At 69.2% G+C, this 23699-nt stretch carries 22 protein-coding genes; 5 read left to right on the top strand and 17 right to left on the bottom strand.

Annotated elements, in window-relative coordinates; genetic code table 11:
• The first annotated feature begins 52 nt into the window (after positions 1–52).
• Positions 53–244, top strand: coding sequence for a DUF3073 domain-containing protein (locus tag RBB84_RS24585; RefSeq protein ID WP_006551813.1), 192 nt, complete (start codon positions 53–55; stop codon positions 242–244).
• 225 nt (positions 245–469) lie between these two features.
• Here the strand turns inward: RBB84_RS24585 and purM are convergent, their stop codons facing one another.
• The 12 genes from purM to RBB84_RS24525 form a co-directional block, all read right to left on the bottom strand.
• Positions 470–1543, bottom strand: coding sequence for a phosphoribosylformylglycinamidine cyclo-ligase (gene purM, locus RBB84_RS24580; protein WP_006551814.1), 1074 nt, complete (start codon positions 1541–1543; stop codon positions 470–472).
• Positions 1544–1680: 137 nt separating this feature from the next.
• Positions 1681–3264: an amidophosphoribosyltransferase gene (purF, locus tag RBB84_RS24575; RefSeq protein WP_006551815.1), complete on the bottom strand. Its 1584-nt coding sequence runs from the start codon at positions 3262–3264 to the stop codon at positions 1681–1683.
• 98 nt (positions 3265–3362) lie between these two features.
• A complete protein-coding gene (locus tag RBB84_RS24570) occupies positions 3363–3749 on the bottom strand; it encodes a sterol carrier family protein (RefSeq protein ID WP_024103011.1) in 387 nt (128 codons plus the stop codon).
• 11 nt (positions 3750–3760) lie between these two features.
• Positions 3761–4447, bottom strand: a complete 687-nt coding sequence (locus RBB84_RS24565) for a CPBP family intramembrane glutamic endopeptidase (protein WP_064255954.1) — start codon at positions 4445–4447, stop codon at positions 3761–3763.
• Positions 4444–6219, bottom strand: coding sequence for an alpha/beta-hydrolase family protein (locus RBB84_RS24560; protein WP_006551818.1), 1776 nt, complete (start codon positions 6217–6219; stop codon positions 4444–4446). The genes RBB84_RS24565 and RBB84_RS24560 overlap by 4 nt, the downstream gene beginning before the upstream one ends.
• Before the next feature lie 2 nt (positions 6220–6221).
• Positions 6222–8501, bottom strand: coding sequence for a phosphoribosylformylglycinamidine synthase subunit PurL (gene purL, locus RBB84_RS24555; protein ID WP_024103009.1), 2280 nt, complete (start codon positions 8499–8501; stop codon positions 6222–6224).
• A gap of 67 nt (positions 8502–8568) precedes the next feature.
• Positions 8569–9159, bottom strand: coding sequence for a Uma2 family endonuclease (locus tag RBB84_RS24550; RefSeq protein ID WP_024103008.1), 591 nt, complete (start codon positions 9157–9159; stop codon positions 8569–8571).
• Positions 9160–9239: 80 nt separating this feature from the next.
• Positions 9240–10535, bottom strand: a complete 1296-nt coding sequence (locus RBB84_RS24545; protein WP_064255955.1) for a M18 family aminopeptidase — start codon at positions 10533–10535, stop codon at positions 9240–9242.
• A 72-nt stretch (positions 10536–10607) separates the two neighbouring features.
• Positions 10608–10958 (bottom strand): VOC family protein, encoded by a 351-nt coding sequence (locus RBB84_RS24540; RefSeq protein ID WP_024103006.1) that lies wholly within the window; start codon positions 10956–10958, stop codon positions 10608–10610.
• Positions 10959–11306: 348 nt separating this feature from the next.
• Entirely contained in the window at positions 11307–11984 is a 678-nt protein-coding gene (gene purQ, locus RBB84_RS24535; RefSeq protein ID WP_006551823.1) for a phosphoribosylformylglycinamidine synthase subunit PurQ, read from the bottom strand.
• A complete protein-coding gene (gene purS / locus RBB84_RS24530) occupies positions 11981–12226 on the bottom strand; it encodes a phosphoribosylformylglycinamidine synthase subunit PurS (protein ID WP_006551824.1) in 246 nt (81 codons plus the stop codon). The genes purQ and purS overlap by 4 nt, the downstream gene beginning before the upstream one ends.
• A 126-nt stretch (positions 12227–12352) precedes the next feature.
• A complete protein-coding gene (locus tag RBB84_RS24525; protein ID WP_006551825.1) occupies positions 12353–12748 on the bottom strand; it encodes an LLM class flavin-dependent oxidoreductase in 396 nt (131 codons plus the stop codon).
• Positions 12749–12935: 187 nt separating this feature from the next.
• Between RBB84_RS24525 and RBB84_RS24520 the strand changes: the two genes are divergently transcribed.
• Positions 12936–13580, top strand: a complete 645-nt coding sequence (locus RBB84_RS24520) for an MBL fold metallo-hydrolase (protein ID WP_064255956.1) — start codon at positions 12936–12938, stop codon at positions 13578–13580.
• A gap of 94 nt (positions 13581–13674) precedes the next feature.
• Here RBB84_RS24520 and RBB84_RS24515 read toward each other — a convergent pair whose 3' ends face one another.
• A complete protein-coding gene (locus RBB84_RS24515; protein WP_064255957.1) occupies positions 13675–15318 on the bottom strand; it encodes an FAD-binding dehydrogenase in 1644 nt (547 codons plus the stop codon).
• A gap of 58 nt (positions 15319–15376) precedes the next feature.
• Complete coding sequence (locus tag RBB84_RS24510; protein ID WP_064255958.1) at positions 15377–16081, bottom strand: DUF2334 domain-containing protein; 705 nt, start codon at positions 16079–16081, stop codon at positions 15377–15379.
• Positions 16082–16219: 138 nt separating this feature from the next.
• Here RBB84_RS24510 and RBB84_RS24505 point away from each other — a divergent pair, with 138 nt between their 5' ends.
• On the top strand, positions 16220–18346 hold the full coding sequence (locus RBB84_RS24505) for an FAD-dependent oxidoreductase (RefSeq protein ID WP_064255959.1): 2127 nt from the start codon (positions 16220–16222) through the stop codon (positions 18344–18346).
• Positions 18347–18428: 82 nt separating this feature from the next.
• On the opposite strand, the gene bluB is transcribed toward RBB84_RS24505, so the two are convergent.
• The 3 genes from bluB to RBB84_RS24490 all read right to left on the bottom strand — a co-directional run bounded on the left by bluB (position 18429) and on the right by RBB84_RS24490 (position 21177).
• Complete coding sequence (bluB, locus tag RBB84_RS24500) at positions 18429–19088, bottom strand: 5,6-dimethylbenzimidazole synthase (RefSeq protein ID WP_019290034.1); 660 nt, start codon at positions 19086–19088, stop codon at positions 18429–18431.
• Between the two features lies 1 nt (position 19089).
• Entirely contained in the window at positions 19090–19584 is a 495-nt protein-coding gene (locus tag RBB84_RS24495; protein WP_019290035.1) for a glutathione peroxidase, read from the bottom strand.
• Between the two features lie 228 nt (positions 19585–19812).
• Positions 19813–21177: a cation:dicarboxylase symporter family transporter gene (locus RBB84_RS24490; RefSeq protein WP_064255960.1), complete on the bottom strand. Its 1365-nt coding sequence runs from the start codon at positions 21175–21177 to the stop codon at positions 19813–19815.
• Between the two features lie 261 nt (positions 21178–21438).
• Here RBB84_RS24490 and RBB84_RS24485 point away from each other — a divergent pair, with 261 nt between their 5' ends.
• Positions 21439–22992 (top strand): sensor histidine kinase, encoded by a 1554-nt coding sequence (locus RBB84_RS24485; protein ID WP_064255961.1) that lies wholly within the window; start codon positions 21439–21441, stop codon positions 22990–22992.
• Positions 22989–23681 (top strand): response regulator, encoded by a 693-nt coding sequence (locus RBB84_RS24480; RefSeq protein WP_006551834.1) that lies wholly within the window; start codon positions 22989–22991, stop codon positions 23679–23681. Before RBB84_RS24485 ends, RBB84_RS24480 begins: the two co-directional genes overlap by 4 nt.
• Positions 23682–23699: the final 18 nt, after the last annotated feature.

The raw sequence follows: 23699 nt of genomic DNA, 5'->3' as shown, positions 1-23699 counted from the left end.
GGGGCCGCCACTTTTCCCCAGGCCGCCCCGTCAAAGCGCGAGGGGGTTGGCCATGGGCCGCGGCCGGGCTAAGGCAAAGCAGACCAAGGTTGCACGGCAACTCAAGTACAGCTCGCCGTCCACCGACTTCGAGAGCCTCCAGCGAGAGCTGTCTGGCGGAGCAACCAACTCGCAGCGGGACGAAGTCTTCGCCGAGCAACGTTCCGGTTGGGACGACGACTACGACGACGACTGGCGTCGCTGACCTGATATCACTCTCCGACGGAGGGGGAGGCCGACTTTCGGCTCCCCCTCCGTCGGTGGTGTGGTCGGCGTTCGACGCGAGGCCGGACGGCGCTCGTCACCGTCCGCAGCCTTCGAGCCTGTGACTTCCGAGTTCACAACACGGCAGTAGCCGAAAGGCCGGTTCCCCCATTCATCCTGGGGGAACCGGCCTTTCGTCGTGTTCGCGTCGGGCGACGCGCGCCCGTCAGAAGCGCGGGTGGTCTCCGAGCAGCACCGCGCGCTCGTCGGCGCCGTCCTGCGCCTTGCGGACCGTGCCGAGCGTCCAGCAGTCGATGTGCCGGGCGGTGAGCACCGCCAGAGCCCGGTCGACGTCCTCGGGGGCCACGATGGCCACCATGCCGACGCCCATGTTGAAGGTCTTCTCCATCTCGACCCGCTCGACCCGTCCGCGCTGCGCGATGAGGCCGAAGACCGGAGCCGGGCTCCAGGTGGTGCGGTCGAGCTCTGCGACGAGCCCCTTGGGCATCACGCGCGCGAGGTTCGCGGCGAGACCACCACCGGTGACGTGGCAGAAGGTACGCACCTCGGTCTCGGCGGCGAGCGCGAGGCAGTCCTTGGCGTAGATACGGGTGGGCTCGAGCAGCTCCTCGCCGAGGGTGCGACCGAACTCGTCGACGTGCGCCGTCAGGCTCATCTTGCCGATGTCGAGCAGCACCTTGCGGGCGAGCGAGTAGCCGTTCGAGTGCAGACCCGAGGCGCCCATCGCGATGACGACGTCGCCGGGGCGCACGCGGTCGGGTCCGAGCAGCTTCTGGGCCTCGACGACACCCACGCCGGTCGCGGACAGGTCGTAGTCGTCGGCCGCCATGACGCCCGGGTGCTCGGCGGTCTCGCCACCGAGCAGCGCGCAGCCGGCCTGGACGCAGCCCTCGGCGATGCCGGCGACGATCTCCGCGACCCGCTCGGGCACCACGCGGCCGACGGCGATGTAGTCCTGCAGGAAGAGCGGCTCGGCGCCGCAGACCACAAGGTCGTCGACGACCATGGCGACGAGGTCGAGACCGACCGTGTCGTGCTTGTCGAGTGCCTGCGCCACCGCGAGCTTGGTGCCGACACCGTCGGTGGACGCCGCGAGCAGCGGCTCCTTGTATCCGTCCTTGAGCGCGAACAGACCGGCGAACCCACCCAGGCCGCCCATGACCTCCGGGCGGGTGGCCCTCTTCGCGTGCGGGGCGAACAGTTCGACGGCTCGGTCACCGGCCTCGATGTCCACGCCCGCCGCGGCGTAGGAAGCTCCGGGGGTTGCGTCCTCGGTCATGAGTTGTCGGCTCCAGCCTCGAGTTGTGTCTTGTCGTGAAATATCTGGCTACATGCGGGCAGGCACACCTGCGTCCGGGCATGCGAAACGCACGCCGAACCGTGCCGACCGCGGCACTTACGGTACCCGACCAGCTTCTACGGCCGACTGAGAACGTCCGCGTTGTCGTTGTCCAACACGGTCGGGGTGGCCGAATCGGTGTCGACGACGCCGGCGAGGACGTCCTTGCCCGCCTGGTGTTCGCTGGGGAGGGCGATCGGGTAGTGGCCGTCGAAACATGCAGCGCACAAACGGGATGCGGGCTGCTCGGTGGCGCCGATCATGCCGTCGATCGAGATGTAGCCGAGCGAGTCGGCACCGATCGACCTGCGCACCATCTCGACCATCTCGTCGTAGTCGTGCCCCTCCTCGACGGTGTCGCGGGTACCTGCACCATTGGCGATCAGCTCGGCCGGCGACGCGAAGTCGATGCCGTAGAAGCAGGGCCACTTGACCGGCGGCGAGGCGATGCGCACGTGGATCTCGAGAGCACCGGCCTCGCGCAGCATGCGGATCAGGGCGCGCTGGGTGTTGCCACGCACGATCGAGTCGTCGACGACGACGAGGCGCTTACCGCGGATCACCTCGCGCAACGGGTTGAGCTTGAGCCGGATACCGAGCTGGCGGATGGTCTGGCTGGGCTGGATGAAGGTGCGGCCGACGTAGGCGTTCTTCATCAGGCCCTGGCCGTACGGGATCCCCGAGCCCTGCGCGTAACCGACGGCGGCCGGGGTGCCCGACTCGGGTACCGGGATGACCAGATCGCCGTCGATCGGGTGTTCCTTCGCGAGCCGGCGGCCGATCTCCACGCGGGTCGCGTGGACGGAGCGACCGGCGATGGTCGAGTCGGGGCGCGCGAGGTAGACGTACTCGAAGACGCAGCCCTTGGGTTCGGGGTTCGCGAAGCGCGACGAGCGCACACCGTCCGCGTCGATCGCGAGCAGTTCGCCGGGCTCGATGTCGCGAACGAAGGAGGCACCGACGATGTCGAGGGCGGCGGTCTCGCTGGCGACGACCCAGCCGCGGTCGAGGCGTCCGAGGCACAGCGGGCGGATACCCCAGGGGTCGCGGGCCGCGTAGAGGGTGTGCTCGTCCATGAAGGTCAGGCAGAACGCGCCGCGCAGCTGCGGGAGCAGCTTCATCGCGGCCTCTTCGATCGTGCTGTCCTTCGCGCCGTGAGCGAGCAACGCACCGACGGTGTCGGAGTCGGAGTTCGCCGCACCGGGCCGTGTGGGATCGAGCACGCCGAGACGACGTCCGCGTTCGGCGAGTTCGGCGGTGTTGACGAGGTTGCCGTTGTGGCCGAGCGCGACGCCCGAGCCGGCGGCGGTGGTGCGGAAGATCGGCTGCGCGTTCTCCCAGGTCGTCGACCCGGTTGTGGAATAACGGCAGTGGCCGATGGCGATGTGGCCGGTCATCGCGGCGAGCGTCTGCTCGTCGAAGACCTGGCTGACGAGACCGAGATCCTTGAACACGAGCACCTGCGAACCGTCGGCCACGGCGATGCCCGCAGCTTCCTGCCCTCGGTGCTGCAGCGCATAAAGACCGTAGTAAGTGAGCTTCGACACGTCCTCGCCGGGAGCCCACACTCCGAACACTCCGCACTCTTCGCGGGGTTCGTTCTCGGGTTCGGTGGAGGCGAGAAGATTACGTGTGTGGACCGACAGATCGGCACTGGTCACGGACGTGCTCCCTGAGGCTGGACAAGCGGGGCTCCCCCCATTCTACGGGCAGCGCGGGGTGCTTCTTCCCGGACGCCCGGCGTGAACCCCGGCAAACGTCAGAGTCGGGCGATCGGGAGCAGCCGTCCGATCTCCGCTGCGCGCCCACCCGACGCCTCCACCGCACCCGAGTCCACGGCCCCGGCGAAATCGATGCTGCCGACCACCAGACGCAGCCACGTCCGCGGATCGGTCTCGACGACGTTCGGTGGTGTCCCCCGCGTGTGACGCGGGCCTTCGATGCACTGGACGGCCACGAAAGGCGGCACCCTAACCTCCACACTCGACCCAGGGGCTATCTGCTCGAGGCTGCGGGCACTGAGCCGCACAGCGGCGGCGAGATCGGAGCGCGGCGGTTTCTCGTCGCTCTCCCCCCTCATCCACGGACCCACCCGTTCGAGAGCTGCGCGCAGTTCGGCGGGATCGACGGGTCTCCGGGGTGCCATGGCAGCACACCCTAGCGACGCGCGTCGCGCTCGGAAGTACGCAGCCTCGTCGCGATGCCCACGGCGACGGCCCCGCCGGCGTTGATCGCCAGGTGCAGGAGCATCGGCGCGACGACGCTGCCGGTCCGTCGTCGCAGTTCGTCGAACACCACCCCGCTCAGGGCGGTGAGCGCGACGGTTCCGGGCACCGAGTCCCCGGCGTGCCGGGCGGGGGCGACGTGCCAGAGCCCGAAGGCTACCGAGGTCAGCACCCGGTGCCACCTCCGTGACTCGCGGCGGGTCAGTGCGTACAGAACCGATCGGAACAGCAGCTCCTCGGCCAGGACCGTCCCGAAGGGGATGTGCACGAAGACCCACTCGGTGTGGTCGGCGCGTCGCGCTCCGGCGGCCATCCGCCGTCGTACGGGTGGGACGGCGAGCATCACCGTGTAGGCCGCGACGGGCAGGACCACCGACGCGGTCCCCCACCGCAGGCCCTTCCCTGCCCCGCGCCAGCCGAGCTCGGTTGCGGAGACCCCGGCCGCGCGGGTCGCCGCGGCGAGCGCGACTCCGAATCCGGCGTTCGCTGCGGCCCGGCCGCGCGGACCGAGATCCATCGCCGGGAGGACGAGGTTGTTCCACGCGACCAGCGCGGCGGCACATCCCGCAGCGGTGCAGCTCACGGCGGTGCCGGTCACTGCAGCGACTCGCGATGTCATTTCTCGGGCCCGTCGTCCTCCGCGAACGCCTCGAGGGCGATGCGCACCCGCTCGGTGTCGTTCTCGGTCCAGCCCTCGGGCTGGGTGATCTCGATCCATCCCTCGAGCACCGCCGACCCGTAGTTGTGGCCGTGTCCGTCGGGGACGCCGGCAGCGTTGGTGAGGTCTGCGGAGACCTGCCAGAAGGTGACGAAGGGGAACCACCGCATCTGCGGCAGCCGGTCGCGTCCGGGCGGCTCCGACAGCCAGTCGGGGCGGGAGAACAACAGGTCCGGCGACCACCAGACGACGGGATCCGAGGCGTGCTGGATGTAGAGCACGCGCGGCGACAGCCACGGTGTGTCGGGCTCGTGGATCGCCTCCCGGCTGTCTGCGAAGCGCACGACGAGACCGTCCGCGTACACCGGTTGCACCTCGGTCGTGCCGGGATCGCGGCGCTCGACGAGCTGCCGCCACAGACGGTTGGAGTTGGGCGGGCCCACCCACAACACCCCGTCCATCTGGGCGCGGATCTCGGCAAGGCTGTCGAAGGCACCCTCCCCCGACTGCGTGCCGAGGCTCTCGCCGTAGAGGAACAGATCGGGGCGGTCGTCCTCGGGCAGCTGCGACCAGCGTTCGTGTACCCGCTCGATCAGCATCTTGCCTGCGGCCGCAGCCTTCTCACGGTCGGCGAGGAAGGAGATCCAGCTCGGGAGGTAGGAGTACTGCCAGGCCACCATCGCCAGGTCGCCGTTGTGCACGAGCTCCATCGCGCGGGCCGCGGTGGGATTGACCCAGCCGGTGCCGGTGGTGGGGATCAGGACGAGCGTCGAGCGGTCGAAGGCACCGGTCCGCTCGAGTTCCGCGAGGACGAGGTCGATGCGTTCTTCCGGGGTGGGTGCGGTGTCGAGACCGACGTACACGCGGATCGGTTCCGGTGCGGGACTGCCGTTGACGGCGGTCAGTTCCTCGGCGTCGAGTCCTCGCGAGACGAAGTTGCGACCCTCGAATCCGAGCGTCTCCCAGGCCGCGAGGGACTCGGGACTGCCGGACTTTGCGGGGTCGACCGGTTGGATCGCCCCGGGACGAGTGGTGTCGTCCTCCAGGCCGAACGCCTGATTGACGATCGCGTAGGAGCCTCGGACGAGCACGCCGTCGATGAGCATGAAGGTCGCCAGCACGACGACGAGAACGCCGAGCGTGCGGGCGAGACCGAGCGGCATCCGGGTGCGGCGCATGAGCAGCATCGACACCCAGCGGACGATGTCGCGCAAGCCGCGCCACAGAGCGATGAGGGCGGCAGCGACCGCGACGCTCAGCACGATGGTGCGCAGATATCCCGAGGTCGTGGTGCCCTCGACACCCATCAGGGCGGCGAGCTGGCGTTGCTCGCCGGCGGAGAGCACGAGCGCGACGAGCGACGCGAGAACGGCCGCGACCGGAACCGCGACCTTGATGGCACGCAGCACAGGCAACGGCGGCGGCCACCATCGCCACGCGGGGAGCAGGAAGCGGGCCACGGGCCAGCCGACGACGCATCCGACGCCGTACCCGATCGTGGCGTTGATGCCGCCGATCAGGCCCTGGAAGAGCCAGTCGCGCGGAAGCAGCGACGGCGTCAGCGACCAGCAGAAGAACAGCGCGGCGAAGGCGACGCCCGTGAAGTCCAGGCCGAGCCACCCCCACACCCGCGCGGTGAGGGGGTGGCGCTCACCGAAGTCGGTGACCGCGGCGATGATCCGGCCCTGCCGGGCCTCGAACGCCGCCAGTCGATCGACCTGGGTGGCCGGCACGGTTACCCGAACAGGGCAGGCAGGGTCCCTTCCCACACCTCGCGCAGCTCGGTCATGGGGATCGAGAACAGGCCCTGGATCTCGACGGAGTCGGATCCCTCGTCGACGACGCCGATGCGCACCCACGGCATGTTGCGTGCGGTGCACATGCCCGTGAAGCGCGATTCCTCGGTGCGCGGCACGGCCACGAGCACGCGGCCGGCCGATTCGGAGAACAACGTCACGAACGGATCGGCGCCCTCGGGGAGCAGCACGCGGCAGCCGGTCTCGCCTGCGAGTGCGGCCTCGACGACGGCCTGCGCGAGACCACCCTCGGACAGGTCGTGTGCGGCGGAGATCAGGCCGTCGCGCGAACCGGCGGTGAGGATCTCCGACAGCAGCCGCTCACGGTCGAGATCGACCTTCGGCGGGACACCACCGAGGTGGTCGTGTTCGACCTGCGCCCAGATGGAGCCGTCGAACTCGTCGCGGGTCTCGCCGAGCAGGATCAGCGTCTCGCCCGGCTCGAGGCCGACGCCGGTGGGGATGCGACGGTGCACATCGTCGATCACACCGAGCACCGCGACGACCGGGGTCGGCAGGATCGCGGTGGCGCCGGTCTGGTTGTAGAAGCTGACGTTGCCACCGGTGACGGGGATGCCGAGCTTCGCGCAGCCGTCCGCGAGGCCGCGCACGGCCTGCTGGAACTGCCACATCACGCCGGGGTCCTCGGGCGAACCGAAGTTCAGGCAGTTCGAGACGGCCTTCGGCGTCGAACCGGTGACGGCGACGTTGCGGTAGGCCTCGGCGAGGGCGAGCTGGGCGCCCGTGTACGGATCGAGCTGCGTGTAGCGGCCCGAAGCGTCGGTCGCGAGCGCGATGCCGCGGCCGGTCTCCTCGTCGATACGGACCACACCGGCGTCGGCGTTCTCGGCGAGCACCGTGTTGCCGCGCACGTAGCGGTCGTACTGCTCGGTGATCCACTTGCGGCTGCACAGCGCCGGCGACGCGAGCATCTTCAGCAGCGTCTCGCGCAGCTCGTCGGCGGTCTCCGGACGCTTCAGGCCGGCGGTGGTGTTCGCGATCAGCTCGTCCTGCGAGGCCGGGCGCTCGACGGGGCGCTCGTAGACCGGGCCCTCGTGCGCGACCGTGCGCGGCGGCACGTCGACGACGGTCTCGCCGTGCCAATCGATGACGAGGCGGTCGCCGTCGGTGACCTCACCGATGACGGTGGCCAGGACGTCCCACTTCTTGCAGACGTCCATGAAGGCGTCGACGTTGTCGGGCGTGACGACCGCGCACATGCGTTCCTGCGACTCCGAGGACAGCACCTCGGCCGGGGTCATGCCCTTCGCGCGCGTCGGGACACGCTCGAGGTTGATGTGCATGCCACCGTCGCCGGCGGCGGCGAGCTCGGAGGTCGCGCAGGACAGACCGGCACCGCCGAGGTCCTGGATGCCGACGACGAGCTTCTCGCGGTAGAGGTCGAGGCAGCACTCGATGAGCACCTTCTCGGTGAAGGGGTCGCCCACCTGCACGCTCGGGAGCTTCTTGGGGCGGCCGCCGGCGCTGTCGTCGAAGGTCTCGGAGGCGAGGACGGACACGCCGCCGATGCCGTCGAGGCCGGTGCGGGCACCGAACAGGATGACCTTGTTGCCCGTGCCGGAAGCGTGGGCGAGGTGCAGGTCCTCCACGCGCATCGCACCCGCGCACAGCGCGTTCACGAGCGGGTTGCCTTGGTAGGAGGCGTCGAAGACGGTCTCGCCACCGACGTTGGGCAGGCCCAGGGAGTTGCCGTAGCCGCCGACACCGCGCACGACACCGTCGACGACGCGACGGGTGTCGGGGTGATCGGCGGCGCCGAAGCGGAGCTGGTCCATCACGGCGATCGGGCGGGCGCCCATGGCCATGATGTCGCGGACGATGCCGCCCACGCCGGTCGCGGCGCCCTGGTACGGCTCGATGTAGGACGGGTGGTTGTGCGACTCGACCTTGAAGGTGACGGCCCAGCCGTCGCCGATGTCGACGACGCCGGCGTTCTCACCGATGCCCGCGAGCATCGACTCACGCATCTCGTCGGTGGTGGTCTCGCCGAAATAGCGCAGGTGCACCTTCGACGACTTGTACGAGCAGTGTTCGGACCACATCACCGAGTACATGGCGAGTTCGGCGTCGGTGGGGCGACGGCCCAGGATCTCCTTGATCCGGGTGTACTCGTCTTCCTTCAGACCCAGCTCCCGATAGGGCTGAGCGGCGTCGGGGGTTTCGGCGGCGTGGGAGACGGTATCCACGTGCGGTGACACTGGGCGTCGGGTCCCTTCACTCTGGGATCGAAAACGGCAGGCCGGGCGGGAACTGCCGCGGATCAGTCTATCGTTGTGCAGGCGCGACGGGGTTCACCGGTGCGGGCACGAGCCCCGACGGTGTGACGGCCACCTCGGTGCCCAGCGCATCGAGGGTGACGGTGCCCGAGTGCTCCCCGTCGAATCGGTACCACCCGTCGACGAGCGTGAAGGTCGCGATCACCGGCGGTCCGCCGAGATCGACGATCCAGTACTGCGGGACGCCGGCCTCCGCGTATTCGGAGAACTTCGTGACGCGGTCGGTGCGGGCCGTGCCGTCGACGGTGACCTCCACGACCAGCTTCACCTCGGAGATCGGCGCCCGATCGGGATCGGCGTCGACGAGGGAGCGTCCCACGACGATCACGTCGGGGCACCGCACCGTCAGCGGCTTCTCCGCGACCAGCACCTCGACGCCTCCGAGCGCGCACCATTCGTCGGGCAGCTTCTCGTCGAGGAGCAACGCCAGGGTCACCGCGGCATGATCGTGCGCCGCCCCCGGCGCAGGCGCGGCGAGGAGCACGCCCTCGCACACCTCCACATGGTGCCCGTCGGATTCGGGCAGGGCCGCCCACTCGTCGAGGGACAGCAGATGATCGGGGTAGGACGGGACGTCCACTGCATTCCCCCGTTCTCTCCGACCGGACACGACCGTCTTCAGTGTGTCACCGGCGGGTGCTTCGGGGCGGGCGAACGCGGTCACGATGCCGGGGTCAGGAAAGCGGTCAGCGCCTGCGCATAGCTGGCCACGTCGTCCGCGCCCATGAACTCGCGCGCCGAGTGCATGGCGAGCTGCGGGGCGCCGACGTCGACGGTCGTGATGCCGGTCCTCGACGCGGTGATCGGGCCGATCGTCGAGCCGCACGGCAGGTCGGCGCGGTGCACGTACCGCTGCAGCGGGACCCCCGCCTGCTCGCAGGCCAGCGCGAAGGCTCCGGCGCCGGTCGCGTCGCTCGCGTAGCGCAGGTTCTGGTTCACCTTCAGGACCGGTCCGCCGTTGACCGCGATGCGGTGGGCGGGTTCGTGCCGCTCGGGGTAGTTGGGGTGCGTGGCGTGCGCCATGTCGCCGGACGCGACGATCGAGCCGGCGCGGGCGCGGAGGAACTCCTCCCGGCCGCCACCCCGGAGCAGGACGATCCGTTCGAGGACGGTGTCGAGCAGTTCCGAGAAGGCGCCGCGGTCGGACATGCTGCCGACCTCCTCGTGGTCGAACAGGGCGAGGAGCGGCATCGGGCCACCGTGCGCTGCGACGTGTGCCACGGCGGCGAGAAGGGCGTGCAGTCCGGCGTAGCAGGTGCCCTGGTTGTCGAGACGCGGTGCGCTGACCAGGTCGCGGCCCGGCCCGACGACCGCGCTCGGTGCGAGGTCGTGGGTCATCAGTTCCCAGCCGAGCACCGCGCCCGGGTCGATTCCGTGCTGCTCGGCGACCCACGCGATGAACGAGCGCGGTTCGGTGCCGACTCCCCAGACGCCGTTGACGTGGCGCTGCGGGTCGAGCTGGACGCCCTTGCGGTCCTCGGACAGGTGGATGGCGAGCTGCGGGACACGCAGGACCGGCGCGTCGACTCGGACGAGGACGTCCTCGGTCGTCTCCGCCGCGCGCACGGTGAAGCGGCCGGAGATGCCGAGGTCGCGGTCGAGCCACGAGTTGAGCCACGCACCGCCGTACGGTTCGAGTCCCACCATCCGCCAGCCCGCCGATGTGAGGTCGGGATGCTGCTTGACGCGCAGGTTGGGGCTGTCGGTGTGCCCGCCGACGATGCGGAAGGGTGCGGCCGGATCGTCGGCGACACCCTCGGTGCTCCATGCGATCAGCGACCCGCCGCGTATCAGGAAGAAGCGTCCCGGTTCGGCGGGCCAGGCCTGCTGCTCGTGCAGTTCGACGAAGCCCGCCTCGGTCAGCGCCGCGGCGACGGTGGCGCAGACGTGGAACGGCGACGGCGACAGGTCGACGAAATTACAGAGACCCCGAGCATCGGCACGCGTGGAAAACATGACTGCATCTTCGCATCACGGACAGCGGGAGCGCCGACCGAAAGCGCCGGCCCGCTCTCCTCGTACCGAGTGTCAGTGCCCCTCGGCGACGCAGAACAGGTTGCCCTCGGGGTCGGCGAGCGTCACCCAGCGGAAGTCGTCGCCCATGTCCTCACGGTGGACCTCCTTCGCGCCGGCCTGCACGAAGCGCTCGACCTCGGCGTCGAGGTCGGGGGCGGCGAGATCGAGGTGCACGCGGTTCTTCCCGGGTGTCGGATCGGACACCTTCTGGAAGCCCAGCCTGATGCCCTGTGGCAGGGCGACGATGAAGAACCAGCCGTCGTTCTCCTGCTCGATGCGGCCGCCCGTACGCTCGGCCCACCATCTCGCGATCGGAGCCGGATCGGTCGTGTCGAAGGTGATCATCGCAATGGTCGCTGTCATGGCGCGACGGTACCGCCGGGGACCGACACGCAACGCCCGTCGACGGACAGGTCCGATTTGGGTAGTCCTACTCAGGACAGGACGATTCGGCTCCGGCAGACTGATCCGCGATGTCGCGCATGGGGGATGACGACGACATCGCGCCCGGGACTTGATCGGGGGGTCGAGCTCCGGGTTGTAGGGACGAGGGATTCCGCAGCCGATCGGGACGGTGGCGGGGTCCCTCGTTCCGTCTCTCCTGTTCCGGAACTTCGGTTCGAAGGATTCCTCGAGCCCGCCGGAACGAGCGACGCCCCCACGACCCGGGAGGGTCGATGGGGGCTTCGCCGGAAAATTCCGGTCAGGCGGTCACGCGTTGACGACCGCGTCCAGCACGCTGTAGAACATGCCGAGTCCGTCATCGCTGGGGCCGGTGAGCGCCTCGGTGGCGTGCTCGGGGTGCGGCATGAGACCGACGACCCGGCCGTTCGCCGACGAGATGCCGGCGATGCCGCGCTGCGAACCGTTCGGGTTGTCGCCCGCGAAGCGGAACACCACGCGACCTTCACCCTCGAGCTCGTCGAGCACCTTCTCCGATGCCTGGTAGCGGCCCTCACCCGACTTGAGCGGGATGAGGATCTCGGCGCCGGCCTCGTAGCGCGAGGTCCACGCGGTGGTGTTCGACTCGACCTTCAGCCACTCGTCGCGGCAGACGAAGTGCAGACCGGCGTTGCGGGTGAGCGCGCCGGGCAGCAGACCCGCCTCGCACAGCACCTGGAAGCCGTTGCAGATGCCGAGGACGGGCATGCCCTTCTGCGCGGCCTCGACGACCTTGCCCATCACCGGTGCGAACCGTGCGATGGCACCGCAGCGCAGGTAGTCGCCGTAGGAGAAGCCGCCGGGCACGATCACCGCGTCGACCCCCTTGAGATCGGCGTCCCCGTGCCACAGGCTCACGGCCTCACCACCGGCGAGCTTCACCGCGCGGGAGGCGTCGACGTCGTCGAGCGTGCCCGGGAAGGTGATGACTCCGATGCGTGCGCTCATGCGTCACCGTCGATCCGCCGGATGGCCCAGTCCTCGATCACCGTGTTGGCGAGCAACGACTCGGCGATCTTCTCGAGCTCCTCGTCGCCGACGCTGCCGTCGACCTCGAGCTCGAAACGCTTACCCTGACGGACGTCGGTCACGCCCGCGAAGCCCAGCCGCGACAGCGCCCCGGTGATGGCCTGACCCTGGGGGTCGAGAATCTCGGCTTTGGGCATGACTTCGACGACGACACGCGCCACGTGCTGCTCCTCGGTAGTAGTGCTGGCGCCCGGGGACGGACACCGGACATCCAGCAGTTTACCGGCCGTGGCCACCGGGAAGGGCATCGGCCGAGGTCCCGCTCGTGCGAGACCCGTCACCCCCGTTCAACGCCGCTCGGCAGCAACGAGTTCGCGCACGCGGGGCGCGACCTCACCGGCGAAACGTTCGAGGTCGGACCGCGACCCGTCCGCGGTCTCCGCGAAGGTGCCGGAGATGTTGTAGAGCCGGCGGATCGCGGCGGGATCACGCCCGGCACGGTGCGCACCCTCGTCGACGCGGGCGCTCATCTCCCCCAGCTTCTCGGGCCCGGCGGCGAACGAACTCGGCAGCCATCCGCCGGCGAAGCGGCCGGTGACGTCGAGCATCCGCTTGCCGTAGGCGCCGAGCCAGATGCCGAGAGCGTGCGCGGGGAACGGGCCCCGCTTCGCGCCGGTCAGCCGGTAGTACGTGCCGTCGATCCCGGCCGCGCCCTTCTCGTCCGACCACAGAGCACGGATCACCTCGATCGCCTCGATCAGTGCGTCGACCGCTTCGCCGGGGCTGCGATGCGGTCCAGGCGCTCTCCGACACCACGGCGAGGTCGACGACGCCCGCCGGATCGGCAGCGGACGGCGTGACGAAGCTGCCGAAGCGGAGTTCCTGTCCGTAGTCGGTCATCGGGCTCCTCCCGACGGCATACTCGACGACATGCAACTGACCCATTTCGGCCATTCCTGCATCCTCGTCGAACACCTCGGCGCGAAGCTCCTTCTCGACCCCGGAAATTTCTCCCACGGGTTCGAGGGCATCACCGGACTCGACGCGATCCTCGTGACCCACCAGCATCCCGACCACGCCGATACCACCCGGCTGCCCGCGCTCCTCGAGGCCAACCCCGGAGCGCAGTTGTTCTCCGACCCGCAGTCGGCGAACCTGCTCGACGGCGACTGGACCGCGGTGCGTCCCGGCGACTCCTTCTCGGTGGGTTCGCTGACCGTACGCGGCACCGGCGGACGGCACGCGGTGATCCACCCCGACATGCCCATCATCGACAACACGGCCTTCCTCGTGGGCGACGACGAGAATCCGTCGCGGCTGCTGCACCCCGGCGACTCGCTGTACATCCCACACGAGCGCGTCGACGTGCTGGCCCTGCCGTCGACCGCGCCGTGGCTCAAGATCTGGGAGGCGATCGACTACCTGCGCGCGGTGAATCCGCGGGTCGCCGTGCCGATCCACCAGGGCATCGTCAACGACAACGGTCGCGGCATCTTCTACGGCCGGTACAGCGAGATGGCGCCGGAGGGCACCGAATTCCGCGTGCTGCCGCACGAAGACGGCGTCGAGGTCTGACGCTGCGGAGCGCGAAACGGTCGTCGGCGCGGGATGTTTCGCGCTCCTACGACCGTTTCGCGCTCTGCTGTCCCAGTCGACGCCGACGGAAGGTTCAGCGGGCGGCGGCGCGACCCGCCGCCCGGCCCGAGAAGATGCATCCGCCGAGGAAGGTGCCCTCGAGCGACCGGTAGCCGTGGACGCCGCCACCACCGAAGCCGGCGACCTCACCGGCGGCGAAGAGGCCGTCGAAGACCGACCCGTCCGACCGCAGCACGCGCGACGACAGGTCGGTCTCGAGCCCGCCGAGCGTCTTGCGGGTGAGCAGGTGCAGCTTGACCGCGATGAGCGGTCCGGCCTTGGGGTCGAGGATCCGGTGCGGCGCCGCGATGCGGACGACGCGGTCGGGTGCGTAGGCCCGCGCCGAGCGCACCGCCGCGACCTGCAGGTCTTTGGTGTACTTGTTGTCCATCTCGCGGTCGCGGGCCTCGACCACCGAACGCACCTGCTCGTAGTCGAGCGGCGCCTCGGGGGTGAGTTCGTTCATGCCCGCCACGAGATCGGCGAGCGTGTCGCGGACGACGAAGTCGACACCGCGCTCCTTGAAGGCCTCGACCGGTCCGGGAGCACCCGACCTGACCCGCTGCAGCAGCAGGCGGAGGCTGCGCCCGGTGAGGTCGGGATTCTGCTCGGAGCCGGAGAGCCCGAATTCCTTCTCGATGATCTTCTGGTCGAGCACGAACCAGGTGTGGTCGTAGCCGGTGCTCACGATGTACTCGAGGGTGCCGAGCGTGTCGAAGCCGGGGAACAACGGCACCGGCAACCGCTTGCCGGTGGCGTCGAGCCACAGCGAGGACGGGCCGGGCAGGATGCGGATGCCGTGATCGGGCCACACCGGGTCGTAGTTGGTGATGCCCTCGGTGTAGTGCCACATGCGGTCGCGGTTGACGATGTTCCCGCCGGCCTTCTCGGTGATCTCGAGCATCCGGCCGTCGACGTGCGCGGGCACACCGCTGAGCATGTGCTTCGGCGGCTCCCCCATCCGCTTCGGCCAGTTCTTCTTCACGAGGTCGTAGTTGCCGCCGATACCGCCGGAGGTGACGATGACGGCTCCGGCGGAGAACTCGAAGTCCCCGACGACGGTGCGGGAGGACGCCACGCCGCGCGCCGCGTCGGTGGGCTCGAGGATCGCTCCGCGCACACCGGTGGCGGCGCCGTCGGTGACGACGAGTTCGTCGACCCGGTGGCGGTGCTTCAGCGTGACGAGACCGCGTTCGACGCCTTCGCGGAGCTTGCGCTCGAAGATCTCGACGAGGCCCGGACCGGTACCCCAGGTGATGTGGAATCGCGGGACCGAGTTGCCGTGCCCTGCAGCGTCGTATCCGCCGCGTTCGGCCCAGTTGACCATCGGGAAGATCTTCAGCCCGCGTTGCTTGAGCCAGGCGTGCTTCTCCCCCGCGGCGAACTCGACATAGGCCTGGGCCCAGCGCCGCGGCCAGCGGTCCTCGATCTCGCGGTCGAAGCCGGCGGTCCCCATCCAGTCCTGCAAGGCGAGTTCGTAGGAATCCTTGATCCCGAGTCGTCGCTGTTCGGGACTGTCGACGAAGAACAACCCACCGAACGACCAGAAGGCCTGCCCACCAATGTTGTTCGAGTTCTCCTGATCGACCAGCAGAACCTTGCGACCGGCGTCGATCAGTTCACCGACCGCCACGAGCCCCGCGAGTCCCGCCCCCACCACGATCACGTCAGCATCCATGGCCGCCAACATTACCGAGCGGATGCGGCGACCGGGAGCACCGGCGGGCCAGGCGGGATCACGCCACGCGGCTGTTCGACGGACGCGGCCGCCAGGCGTGGACGGTCGGTTCGGCACCGTGGTGCAGCGCGAGGTCGACGGCGTCGAGGATCGCCTGCCGGGGTCCGGACTCGGCGAGCCGGGGAGCGGCGATCGCCAGACGCAGCAGCTCCCCGCGCCGCGCCGTCCGCGACGCGCCCATCACCATCGCGCGGCAGCGCCACACGTCCGACCCCGCACCGTCACCGAGCGCGTACAGCCGCGTCTTCGTCACGGTGCCCGCCACCAGATCGTGGATCCCCGCGTTGTCCGCCATCATCCGGAAACCGACCTGCGGAAGTGCTGTCACTGCGCCCGGCGACGCGCGCCATCGCGGTGGTGCGAACAGCCGGGCGCGCAGTCCGGTCTCCTCGAGCACACGGTCGGCGGCGAGCAGGCGCAACCGTGCTTCGTGCTCGGGCAGCGTCGCGAACTCGGCGCGACGTCGCTTCGTCGCCGCCTGGTCGTAACCGTGCAGCACGATCGCGTCGCCGCCCTCGCGTCGCTCGAGCAGCCACTCCTGCGTCGCCGGATCCCGCACGAGGCGGTAGTGGTCTTTCAGGCGGGGTGCGACGAACAGCGACAACGGCACCCCACGCGCGTCCGTCTCACGGGCGAAGGCGTCCACGAGGTCGCGCGTGACGTCCCGGATCCCCGACACCGACACGATCATCCGTCCGCTCATGACCCCGAGCCTGCTGCACTCGGGTGAACGGCGTCCTGCCCGACCGGGAAGTCCGGATGAAGACTCGGGCCGGCGATCCGTATCCCGTTCATCGGGACAGTGTCGACGACCACACGGAGCCGGGCATACCGTCCGGGCGTGGCAGTCCCGAACCAGACCTATACGCGCCTTCTCTCCCCCGGCACCATCGGGCCGATCACCCTGGACAACCGCGTGGTGATGCCCGCCATGGACATGAACCTCTGCGAGGACGGGGAGATCGAGCAGGGCGACATCGATCATTTCGTCGCCCGCGCGGCCGGAGGCACCGGGCTGATCGTCACCGGATGCTGCGCGGTCGCCTATCCGGCGGGATGCACCAGCACGAAGGAACCCGGCCTGTCCGAGGACCGGTTCATCCCCGGCCTCCGCGCACTGACCGACGCCGTCCACGAGGCCGGCAGCAAACTGTGCGTGCAGATGGTGCACCACGGCAAGGTCGCCCGTATCGACACCCTGCAGGGCCGGCCGCAGCTCGTGCCGAGCATCCCGAAGCCGCCGAGCGACATGAGCGCCATGGCCGACTGCACGCCCGCGGAACTGCAGCGCATGGCATCGATCCAGGGTGGCGCGCAGGCCACCTACAACGAGGCCTCCGAGAGCGACATCGAATGGTTGATCCGGATGTTCGCCGAGGCCGCGGGCCGGGTCGCCGCCGCCGGAGCGGACGCCGTCGAGATCCACGCCGCCCACAACTACGTGCTCGGCGCCTTCCTCAGCCGCTACACGAACCAGCGCACCGACGGATACGGCGGGTCGCTGGAGAACCGGGCCCGGCTGACCTGCGAGGTGATCCGCGCGGTCAAGGCCGAGGTCGGCGACCGCCTCGCCGTCATCGTGCGGCTGGCAGGGCAGGAATACGGTGAGACGGACGGCCTGACCGTCGAGGAATCCGCTGCTGCCGCAGTGCTGTTCGAGCAGGCCGGTGCCGATGCACTCCACGTCACTGGCACCGCGCTGAACGCGTTCGCGAATTTCACCGACGGCCCGTTGCCGGACAAGGTCGGCTACTACACCCACAACGCGGCGGTCATCAAGCGTGCGGTGTCGATCCCCGTCATCACCGTCGGCCGCATGCTGCCGGAGGTCGGCGAGCGAATGATCGACGAGGGCGTCACCGACTTCGTCGCGATGGGACGTCAGTTGCTGGCCGATCCCGCGCTCGTCGCCAAGCTCAAGCAGGGCCGCAGCGAGCAGATCCGCCCGTGCATCAACTGCTATGTGTGCGTGCAGGAGAACTTCTGGGATGCCACGCCCATCTGTGCGGTCAATCCGGCGCTGGGCAACGAGACACTCGTGCCGTTCGTCCGCACTGCGGCGCCGAAGCACGTCGTCGTGGTGGGTGCCGGGCCGGGCGGCCTCGAGACTGCGCGGGTCGCCACCGAGCGCGGGCACCGCGTCACCGTCCTGGACAAGACCGACCGGCTGGGCGGGACCCTGTGGTTCTCGACCCTCACCACCCCCGACAACGAGCGGCTGCTGAAATGGCTGACGGCCGAGGTCACCCGCCTCGGCATCGACGTGCGGCTCGGCGCCGAGGCCACCTCCGCATCGATCCGCGCCCTGGAGCCGGACGTGGTGGTCGTCGCGACGGGCGCCGTGCGGGAACGTCCCACCGTGCCGGGCGGGGACTTGCCGCACGTGCACACCGGCGACAGCATGCGTGCGCTCATGACGGGTGCGGGCGACGTCTCCGATCAGTCCCCGGTGCTGCGGGTGATGGGCCGGGTGGGCAGGCTCGCCGGTATCACCACGAGCCCTCGGAGGATCCGTGATCTGAGCCGGCGGTTCCTGCGTTTCCTGCCGATGGCGAAGGACGTCGTCGTGATCGGCGGGTCGCTCGTCGGGCTCGAACTCGCGGAGTTCATGGCCGAGCGGGGAAGCCGGGTGACGCTGCTCGCCGAGGGGAAGCAGCTCGGGGTGCCGATGGCGATGCCGCGCCGGTGGACCGCCGTCAAGCACGCGCGCGAGGTCGGCCTCGAGGTGCATCGTGGTGCGACGGTTCAGCGCATCACCCCGAAGACGGTGGAGTTCACCGTGGGTGGCGAGACGAAATCGGTACGCGCCCGCATGGTCGTGGTCGCGTCCGGTGTGTCGGCGGCAGCACCGCTCGCCGACGAACTGGCCGGCTCGGACATCGATGTCCGCGTCGTCGGGGACGCGGGTCGGGTCGACTACATCGAGGGCGCCATCCACAGTGCCTGGAAGGTCGCGACCGAACTCTGAAAACAGGCAGGTGGCGACCGATCTGTGAAACAGCGGGTGGCGGCCGGCTCGCGCGCTCACGAACCGGTCGCCACCCGTCGGATCAGGCTTCCCGGTCACCCGGCGCCGCGAACCTGTCGCGGTGCACGGCCTCCTCGAGCTGGCGCCCCTTGCGCCAGCCGAACCGTTCGAGGTCGGGTATCTCCTGGAGCCGCGTGACCGGCCCGACACACAGCCACGCGATGGGACGCACGGGTGCGCTCACTCCGACGAAGTCGGCGAGGAAGTCCTCCTCGTAGAACGACACCCATCCCACGCCGAGACCCTCGGCGGTCGCGGCGAGCCACAGGTTCTGGATCGCCAGCACGGCCGAGAACAGGCCGGATTCGTCGATGGTGTGACGGCCGAGGATGTGCTTGCCGCCGCGTTCGGGGTCGTAGGTGACGACGACGCCGGTCCCCGATTCGACGATGCCTTCGATCTTGATGGGGTCGAAGGTGCTCTTCCGGTCCTCGGGGAGCGAGTCGGCGAACGCCTGCCGGCAACCGGCGACGTGCTCGGCGAACTCCTTCAGTCGCTGTTCGTCCTGTACGACGACGAAGTCCCAGGGCTGGGTGTTGCCGACACTCGGTGCGTGATGGGCGGCCCGCAGGATGCGCATCAGCGTGTCCTCGTCGAGCCGTTCCCCGCTGAATTCTGCACGGACGTCGCGACGCATGCGGATGATGTCGTACAGCGCGTCCCGCGCTTCTGTGCCGAACATGTCAGGCCGGCAGGATCTCTTCGAGGGCGTCGAGGATCTCGGGCGCATCCGGTTCCGTGCGGGGACGGAAGCGCGCGGCGACCGTGCCGTCGGGAGCGATGAGGAACTTCTCGAAGTTCCACTGGATGTCGCCGGCCTCGCCGGAGGCATCCGGGTGCTTGGTGAGCTCGGCGTAGAGCGGATGCCGGTTCTCGCCGTTGACCTCGATCTTCTCGAGCAGCGGGAAGGTCACGCCGTAGGTGGCGGAGCAGAACTCCTGGATCTCCTCCGGCGTTCCGGGCTCCTGACCCATGAACTGGTTGCACGGCACGCCCACGACGAACAGTCCGCGGTCGCGATATTCCTGCGCGAGCTTCTCGAGTGCCGTGTACTGCGGGGTCAGGCCGCACTTGGACGCGACGTTCACGACGAGTACCGCGTGGCCCTCGTACGAGCCGAGATTCGTGGGTTCACCCGAGAGGGTGTTGATCGGGATGTCCTGGAGAGGCGTGGTCATGCACCCAAACTATCGTGTGCCCGATCACTCCCCCGAACATCGGCGTGCTACATCTTCTCCCCCGGCAGCGCGGCGGCCTGTCTCACCCACTTCCGGACCTTCTCCTCGTCGAGGTCCTCGAGCCGGCGGATGTCGTGATAACGCCGCCGGCGCGTAGTCGCTACAGAAATAGCTGTCCGCTACGGAAAATTTCCGTAGCGGACAGCCATTGTCGTAGCGGATGCCGGATCAGACGGAGACCTTCTCCAGGTTCGCCGGTTCGCGCTCGGGGGCGGGCTCGTGATCGTCGACCATCATGCTCTCGTCGAACGGCAGCCGTCCGCTGAGCACCTCGTCGACGCGGTCACGGTCCACCGACTTGGTCCACGTGCCGATGAGCAGGGTCGCGATGGCGTTGCCGGAGAAGTTGGTGACGGCACGCGCCTCGGACATGAACCGGTCGACACCGACGATCAGGCCGACACCGTCGAGCAGGTCGGGGCGGTGGCTCTGCAGACCGCCGGCCAGCGTCGCCAGACCGGCACCGGTGACCCCGGCCGCACCCTTCGAGGCGACGATCATGAACAGCAGGAGCGAGATCTGCTCACCCATGTTCAGGGGACTGCCCATCGCGTCGGACACGAACAGGGCGGCCATCGTCAGGTAGATCGCGGTGCCGTCCAGGTTGAACGAGTAACCGGTGGGCACGACCACGCCGACGGTGGTGCGCTGGACACCGAGGTGCTCCATCTTGGCGATCAGACGCGGCAGCGCGGACTCCGACGACGACGTCGCGAAGATGAGGAGGTACTCGCGGGCGAGGTACTTCACGAGCTTGAACACCGAGACACCGGAGACCGCTCGCAGCAACGATCCGAGAACACCGAAGACGAACACGACGCACGTGAGGTAGAAGGCGATCATCAGAACACCGAGCTGCAGGACCGCGCTCAGACCGGTCTGGCCGACGACGTTGGCGATGGCACCGAAGGCACCGATCGGGGCGAGCCACAGGATCATCGTCAGGATGCGGAAGACCAGCTTCTGCAGGTGGCCGATGCCCCGCAGGATCGGTTCACCCGACTTGCCGATGCCCTGGATGGCGAAGCCGACGAGCAGCGCCACGAACAGGGTCTGCAGGACGCTGCCCTCGGTCAGTGCGGACAACAGGGAGGTGGGGATGATCGACGCGATGAAGTCGACGGTGCCGCCGGCGGCATGCGCCTTCTCGGCGAGTTCGGCACCCGAGCCGGCGTTGGCCGGATCGAGGGTGAGCCCCGAGCCCGGGTCGAGCAGGTTGCCCACACCCAGGCCGATCGCGAGGGCCACGGTCGACATGCCCACGAAGTAGATCAGCGCGAGTCCACCGATCCGGCCGACGCTCGCCGCTGCCCGGACCGACCCGATGCCGAGCACGATGGTGCAGAAGATCACCGGGCTGATCATCATCTTGATCAGGTCGACGAACATGGTGCCGAGGACACCGAGCGACTTGCCCGTCTCGGGGGCCAGCCATCCGACGGCGATACCGGCGACGACGGCGATGATGACGCCGATGTACAGCCGGTGGGTACGGTCGCGGCGTTTCTCGCCCCGCACGGTTGTGGTGCTCATGGAGTGCCCTTCGATCATGCGCGGGCTCGTCGCGCGATGTTCACGGATAACGGGATGCGGTGACGCACCGGCGAGGACTCGGGAATCGACCGTGGTTCGGTCGGGTACTACGGGACCCTGGTAGGGCCGCTCCGCGCCCGGGTGGTGACCGGCATCACGTCCACATAAGGACATGGTGGTGGCCGGGTCGCCGCGGGAGAAGTTTGTGTACATAGTGTTCACGGGAGGTGACCGGTGAACCGTCGCGAGACGAGACCGCCGATGAGCGTGGCGGGCCAGTTGCTCATCCTCCAGCTGGTGGTGTTCACGGTGGTAGCGATCGTGGCGGGTGCGCTCATCGTCGTCGACGAACGCCGCGACGCCGACGAGGCCACGCGCCGCACCGTGACGGATATCGCAGTGACAGCCGCGCTCTTCCCGGAGGTCGCGGACGGGTTGCTCTCCCCCGATCCGACCGCAGCGCTCCAGCCCCGCGCCGAGCAGATCCGCGAGGCGACAGGGGTGGACTTCGTCGTCGTCGTGGACCCCGAGGGCATCCGCGTGACACATCCGGTGCCGGAGCAGATCGGGTTGCCGTACACGGGCCACACCGATGAGGCCCGTTCGGGCACGCCGTTCACCGAGACGTACACGGGCAGCCTCGGATCGTCGATCCGCACCATCGCGCCGGTCTACGACGACAGCACGCTCGTCGGATTCGTGTCGGTCGGGGTGACACGGGAGAGGATCGCCGAGAACTTCGTGCGGAGCCTTCCGGGCATCGTCGGCCTGGTGGCGGCCGGGCTCGTGGTCACCGCGGCGGGCGGATACCTGATCGCGCGGCGCCTGCGCCGTCAGACCCTCGGGCTCGATCCCGACCAGCTGCGGCGCATGTACGAACACCACGACGCCGTCCTGCACTCGATCGGCGAAGGGCTGCTGGTGTTCGGTGGAGCACCCGGCGCCTCACCGCAGGTCGACGTCGTCAACGACGAGGCACGCCGCCTGCTCGGCCTACCCCCGACCGGGCCGGTCCCCTTCGACGCCCTGCCCGAGACACTGCGCGAACTCGCAACCACCGGCGAGGCACGCGACGAGGTGCACCTGACGCGCGACCGCACCCTCGTCGTCAACAGCGACGCGGTGAACTGGAACGAGCGCCGCATCGGCACCGTCGTCACCCTCCGCGACCACACCGAGTTGCGCGGTGTCCTCGGTGAACTCGACTCGGTCCGCGGATTCGCCGAGTCGCTGCGGGCGCAGGCCCACGAGTCGGCGAACCGTCTGCACACCATCGTCACGATGGTCGAACTCGGCCGGACGGAGGACGCGGTCGCGTTCGCGACGCAGGAACTGGCGGTCTCCCAGCACCTGATCGACAGGTTGACAAGTGCCATCCACGAGCCGGCGCTGTCGGCGTTGCTGCTCGGCAAGATCGACGAGGCGGCCGAGCGAGGTGTGGAACTGACCGTCACCGACGACACGGAACTGGGCCCGGTTCCGTCCATCCCGGCGCGCGATATCGTCACCCTCGTCGGGAATCTCATCGACAACGCCATCGACGCCTCCCATGCGTCGGACGACCCATGGGTGGAGGTGACTGTGCGTCGGGACGATTCGTCGATGATCGTCGAGGTCGCCGACAGCGGGCCGGGGATGTCGCCGGAGGTGCTGGCCCAGGCCATGCAGCGCGGCTACTCCACCAAGTCCGAGCAGCGCGGCCTCGGACTCGCACTCGTCGCCCAGGTCGTGGCGCGTCACGGGGGAACTCTGCGCACCGAACCGTCGCTGGGTTCGATGATCGTCGCCGTGATCCCCTTGGAGAGCCGGTCGTGATCCGGGTGCTCGTCGTCGAGGACGAACCGCTCATCGCCGAGGCCCACCGCGAATACGTCGGGAGGGTGGACGGATTCGAGGTGGTAGGTGTCGCGCACACGGGTAGCGACGCCGTGCGGGCGGTCGCGTCGGCTGCGCGGGTGGGCACACCGGTGGATCTGGTGCTGCTCGACATCGGGCTCCCCGACACGAGCGGCCTCGAAGTGGCTGCACGCCTGAGCGCCGGTCGTCCGAGTCCCGACATCATCGCCGTCACGTCGAACCGCGATCTGGAGGTCGTGCGGACGGCGGTCGCGCGGGGTGTGGTGCTGTATCTGCTCAAGCCGTTCACCTTCGCGGCACTGCAGGACAAGCTCGAACAGTACGTGGCCTACCGCTCGGCGTTGCGCGACGCCGAGACCGCGGCGGGCCAGCACGATATCGATCGCGCCATGTCGGCTCTGCGCACGAGCAGTTCCCGTCCGTCCACACCCAAGGGCATCTCCCCCGACACGCTGTCGAAGATCACCGATTTCCTTCATCACGCCGACGGGCCGCGAACCGCTGCGGAAGTCGGATCGGCCGTGGGGGTCTCACGCGTGACCGCGTGGCGTTACCTCGAACGGCTCGCCGACGACGGAGCCGCGACCCGCATCACCGAGTACGGCCGCGCCGGCCGGCCCCAGGTCCGGTACGAACTGCGCAGGTGAGCGGTCTGCTATCGGCTA

The organism is Rhodococcus sp. D-6 (genome assembly GCF_040256695.1).
GTDB lineage: Bacteria > Actinomycetota > Actinomycetes > Mycobacteriales > Mycobacteriaceae > Rhodococcus > Rhodococcus pyridinivorans.
This window is presented reverse-complemented; position numbering and strand designations above follow the sequence as displayed.

Excerpts from the sequence above, each read along its gene's own strand:
- RBB84_RS24585 (WP_006551813.1), top strand. The coding sequence starts at position 53 with ATGGGCCGCGGCCGGGCTAAGGCAAAGCAGACCAAGGTTGCACGGCAA.
- purM (WP_006551814.1), bottom strand. The coding sequence starts at position 1,543 with ATGACCGAGGACGCAACCCCCGGAGCTTCCTACGCCGCGGCGGGCGTG.
- RBB84_RS24570 (WP_024103011.1), bottom strand. The coding sequence starts at position 3,749 with ATGGCACCCCGGAGACCCGTCGATCCCGCCGAACTGCGCGCAGCTCTC.
- RBB84_RS24565 (WP_064255954.1), bottom strand. The coding sequence starts at position 4,447 with ATGACATCGCGAGTCGCTGCAGTGACCGGCACCGCCGTGAGCTGCACC.
- RBB84_RS24545 (WP_064255955.1), bottom strand. The coding sequence starts at position 10,535 with ATGTTTTCCACGCGTGCCGATGCTCGGGGTCTCTGTAATTTCGTCGAC.
- RBB84_RS24540 (WP_024103006.1), bottom strand. The coding sequence starts at position 10,958 with ATGACAGCGACCATTGCGATGATCACCTTCGACACGACCGATCCGGCT.
- purQ (WP_006551823.1), bottom strand. The coding sequence starts at position 11,984 with ATGAGCGCACGCATCGGAGTCATCACCTTCCCGGGCACGCTCGACGAC.
- RBB84_RS24520 (WP_064255956.1), top strand. The coding sequence starts at position 12,936 with ATGCAACTGACCCATTTCGGCCATTCCTGCATCCTCGTCGAACACCTC.
- RBB84_RS24515 (WP_064255957.1), bottom strand. The coding sequence starts at position 15,318 with ATGGATGCTGACGTGATCGTGGTGGGGGCGGGACTCGCGGGGCTCGTG.
- RBB84_RS24510 (WP_064255958.1), bottom strand. The coding sequence starts at position 16,081 with ATGAGCGGACGGATGATCGTGTCGGTGTCGGGGATCCGGGACGTCACG.
- bluB (WP_019290034.1), bottom strand. The coding sequence starts at position 19,088 with ATGTTCGGCACAGAAGCGCGGGACGCGCTGTACGACATCATCCGCATG.
- RBB84_RS24495 (WP_019290035.1), bottom strand. The coding sequence starts at position 19,584 with ATGACCACGCCTCTCCAGGACATCCCGATCAACACCCTCTCGGGTGAA.
- RBB84_RS24490 (WP_064255960.1), bottom strand. The coding sequence starts at position 21,177 with ATGAGCACCACAACCGTGCGGGGCGAGAAACGCCGCGACCGTACCCAC.
- RBB84_RS24485 (WP_064255961.1), top strand. The coding sequence starts at position 21,439 with ATGAGCGTGGCGGGCCAGTTGCTCATCCTCCAGCTGGTGGTGTTCACG.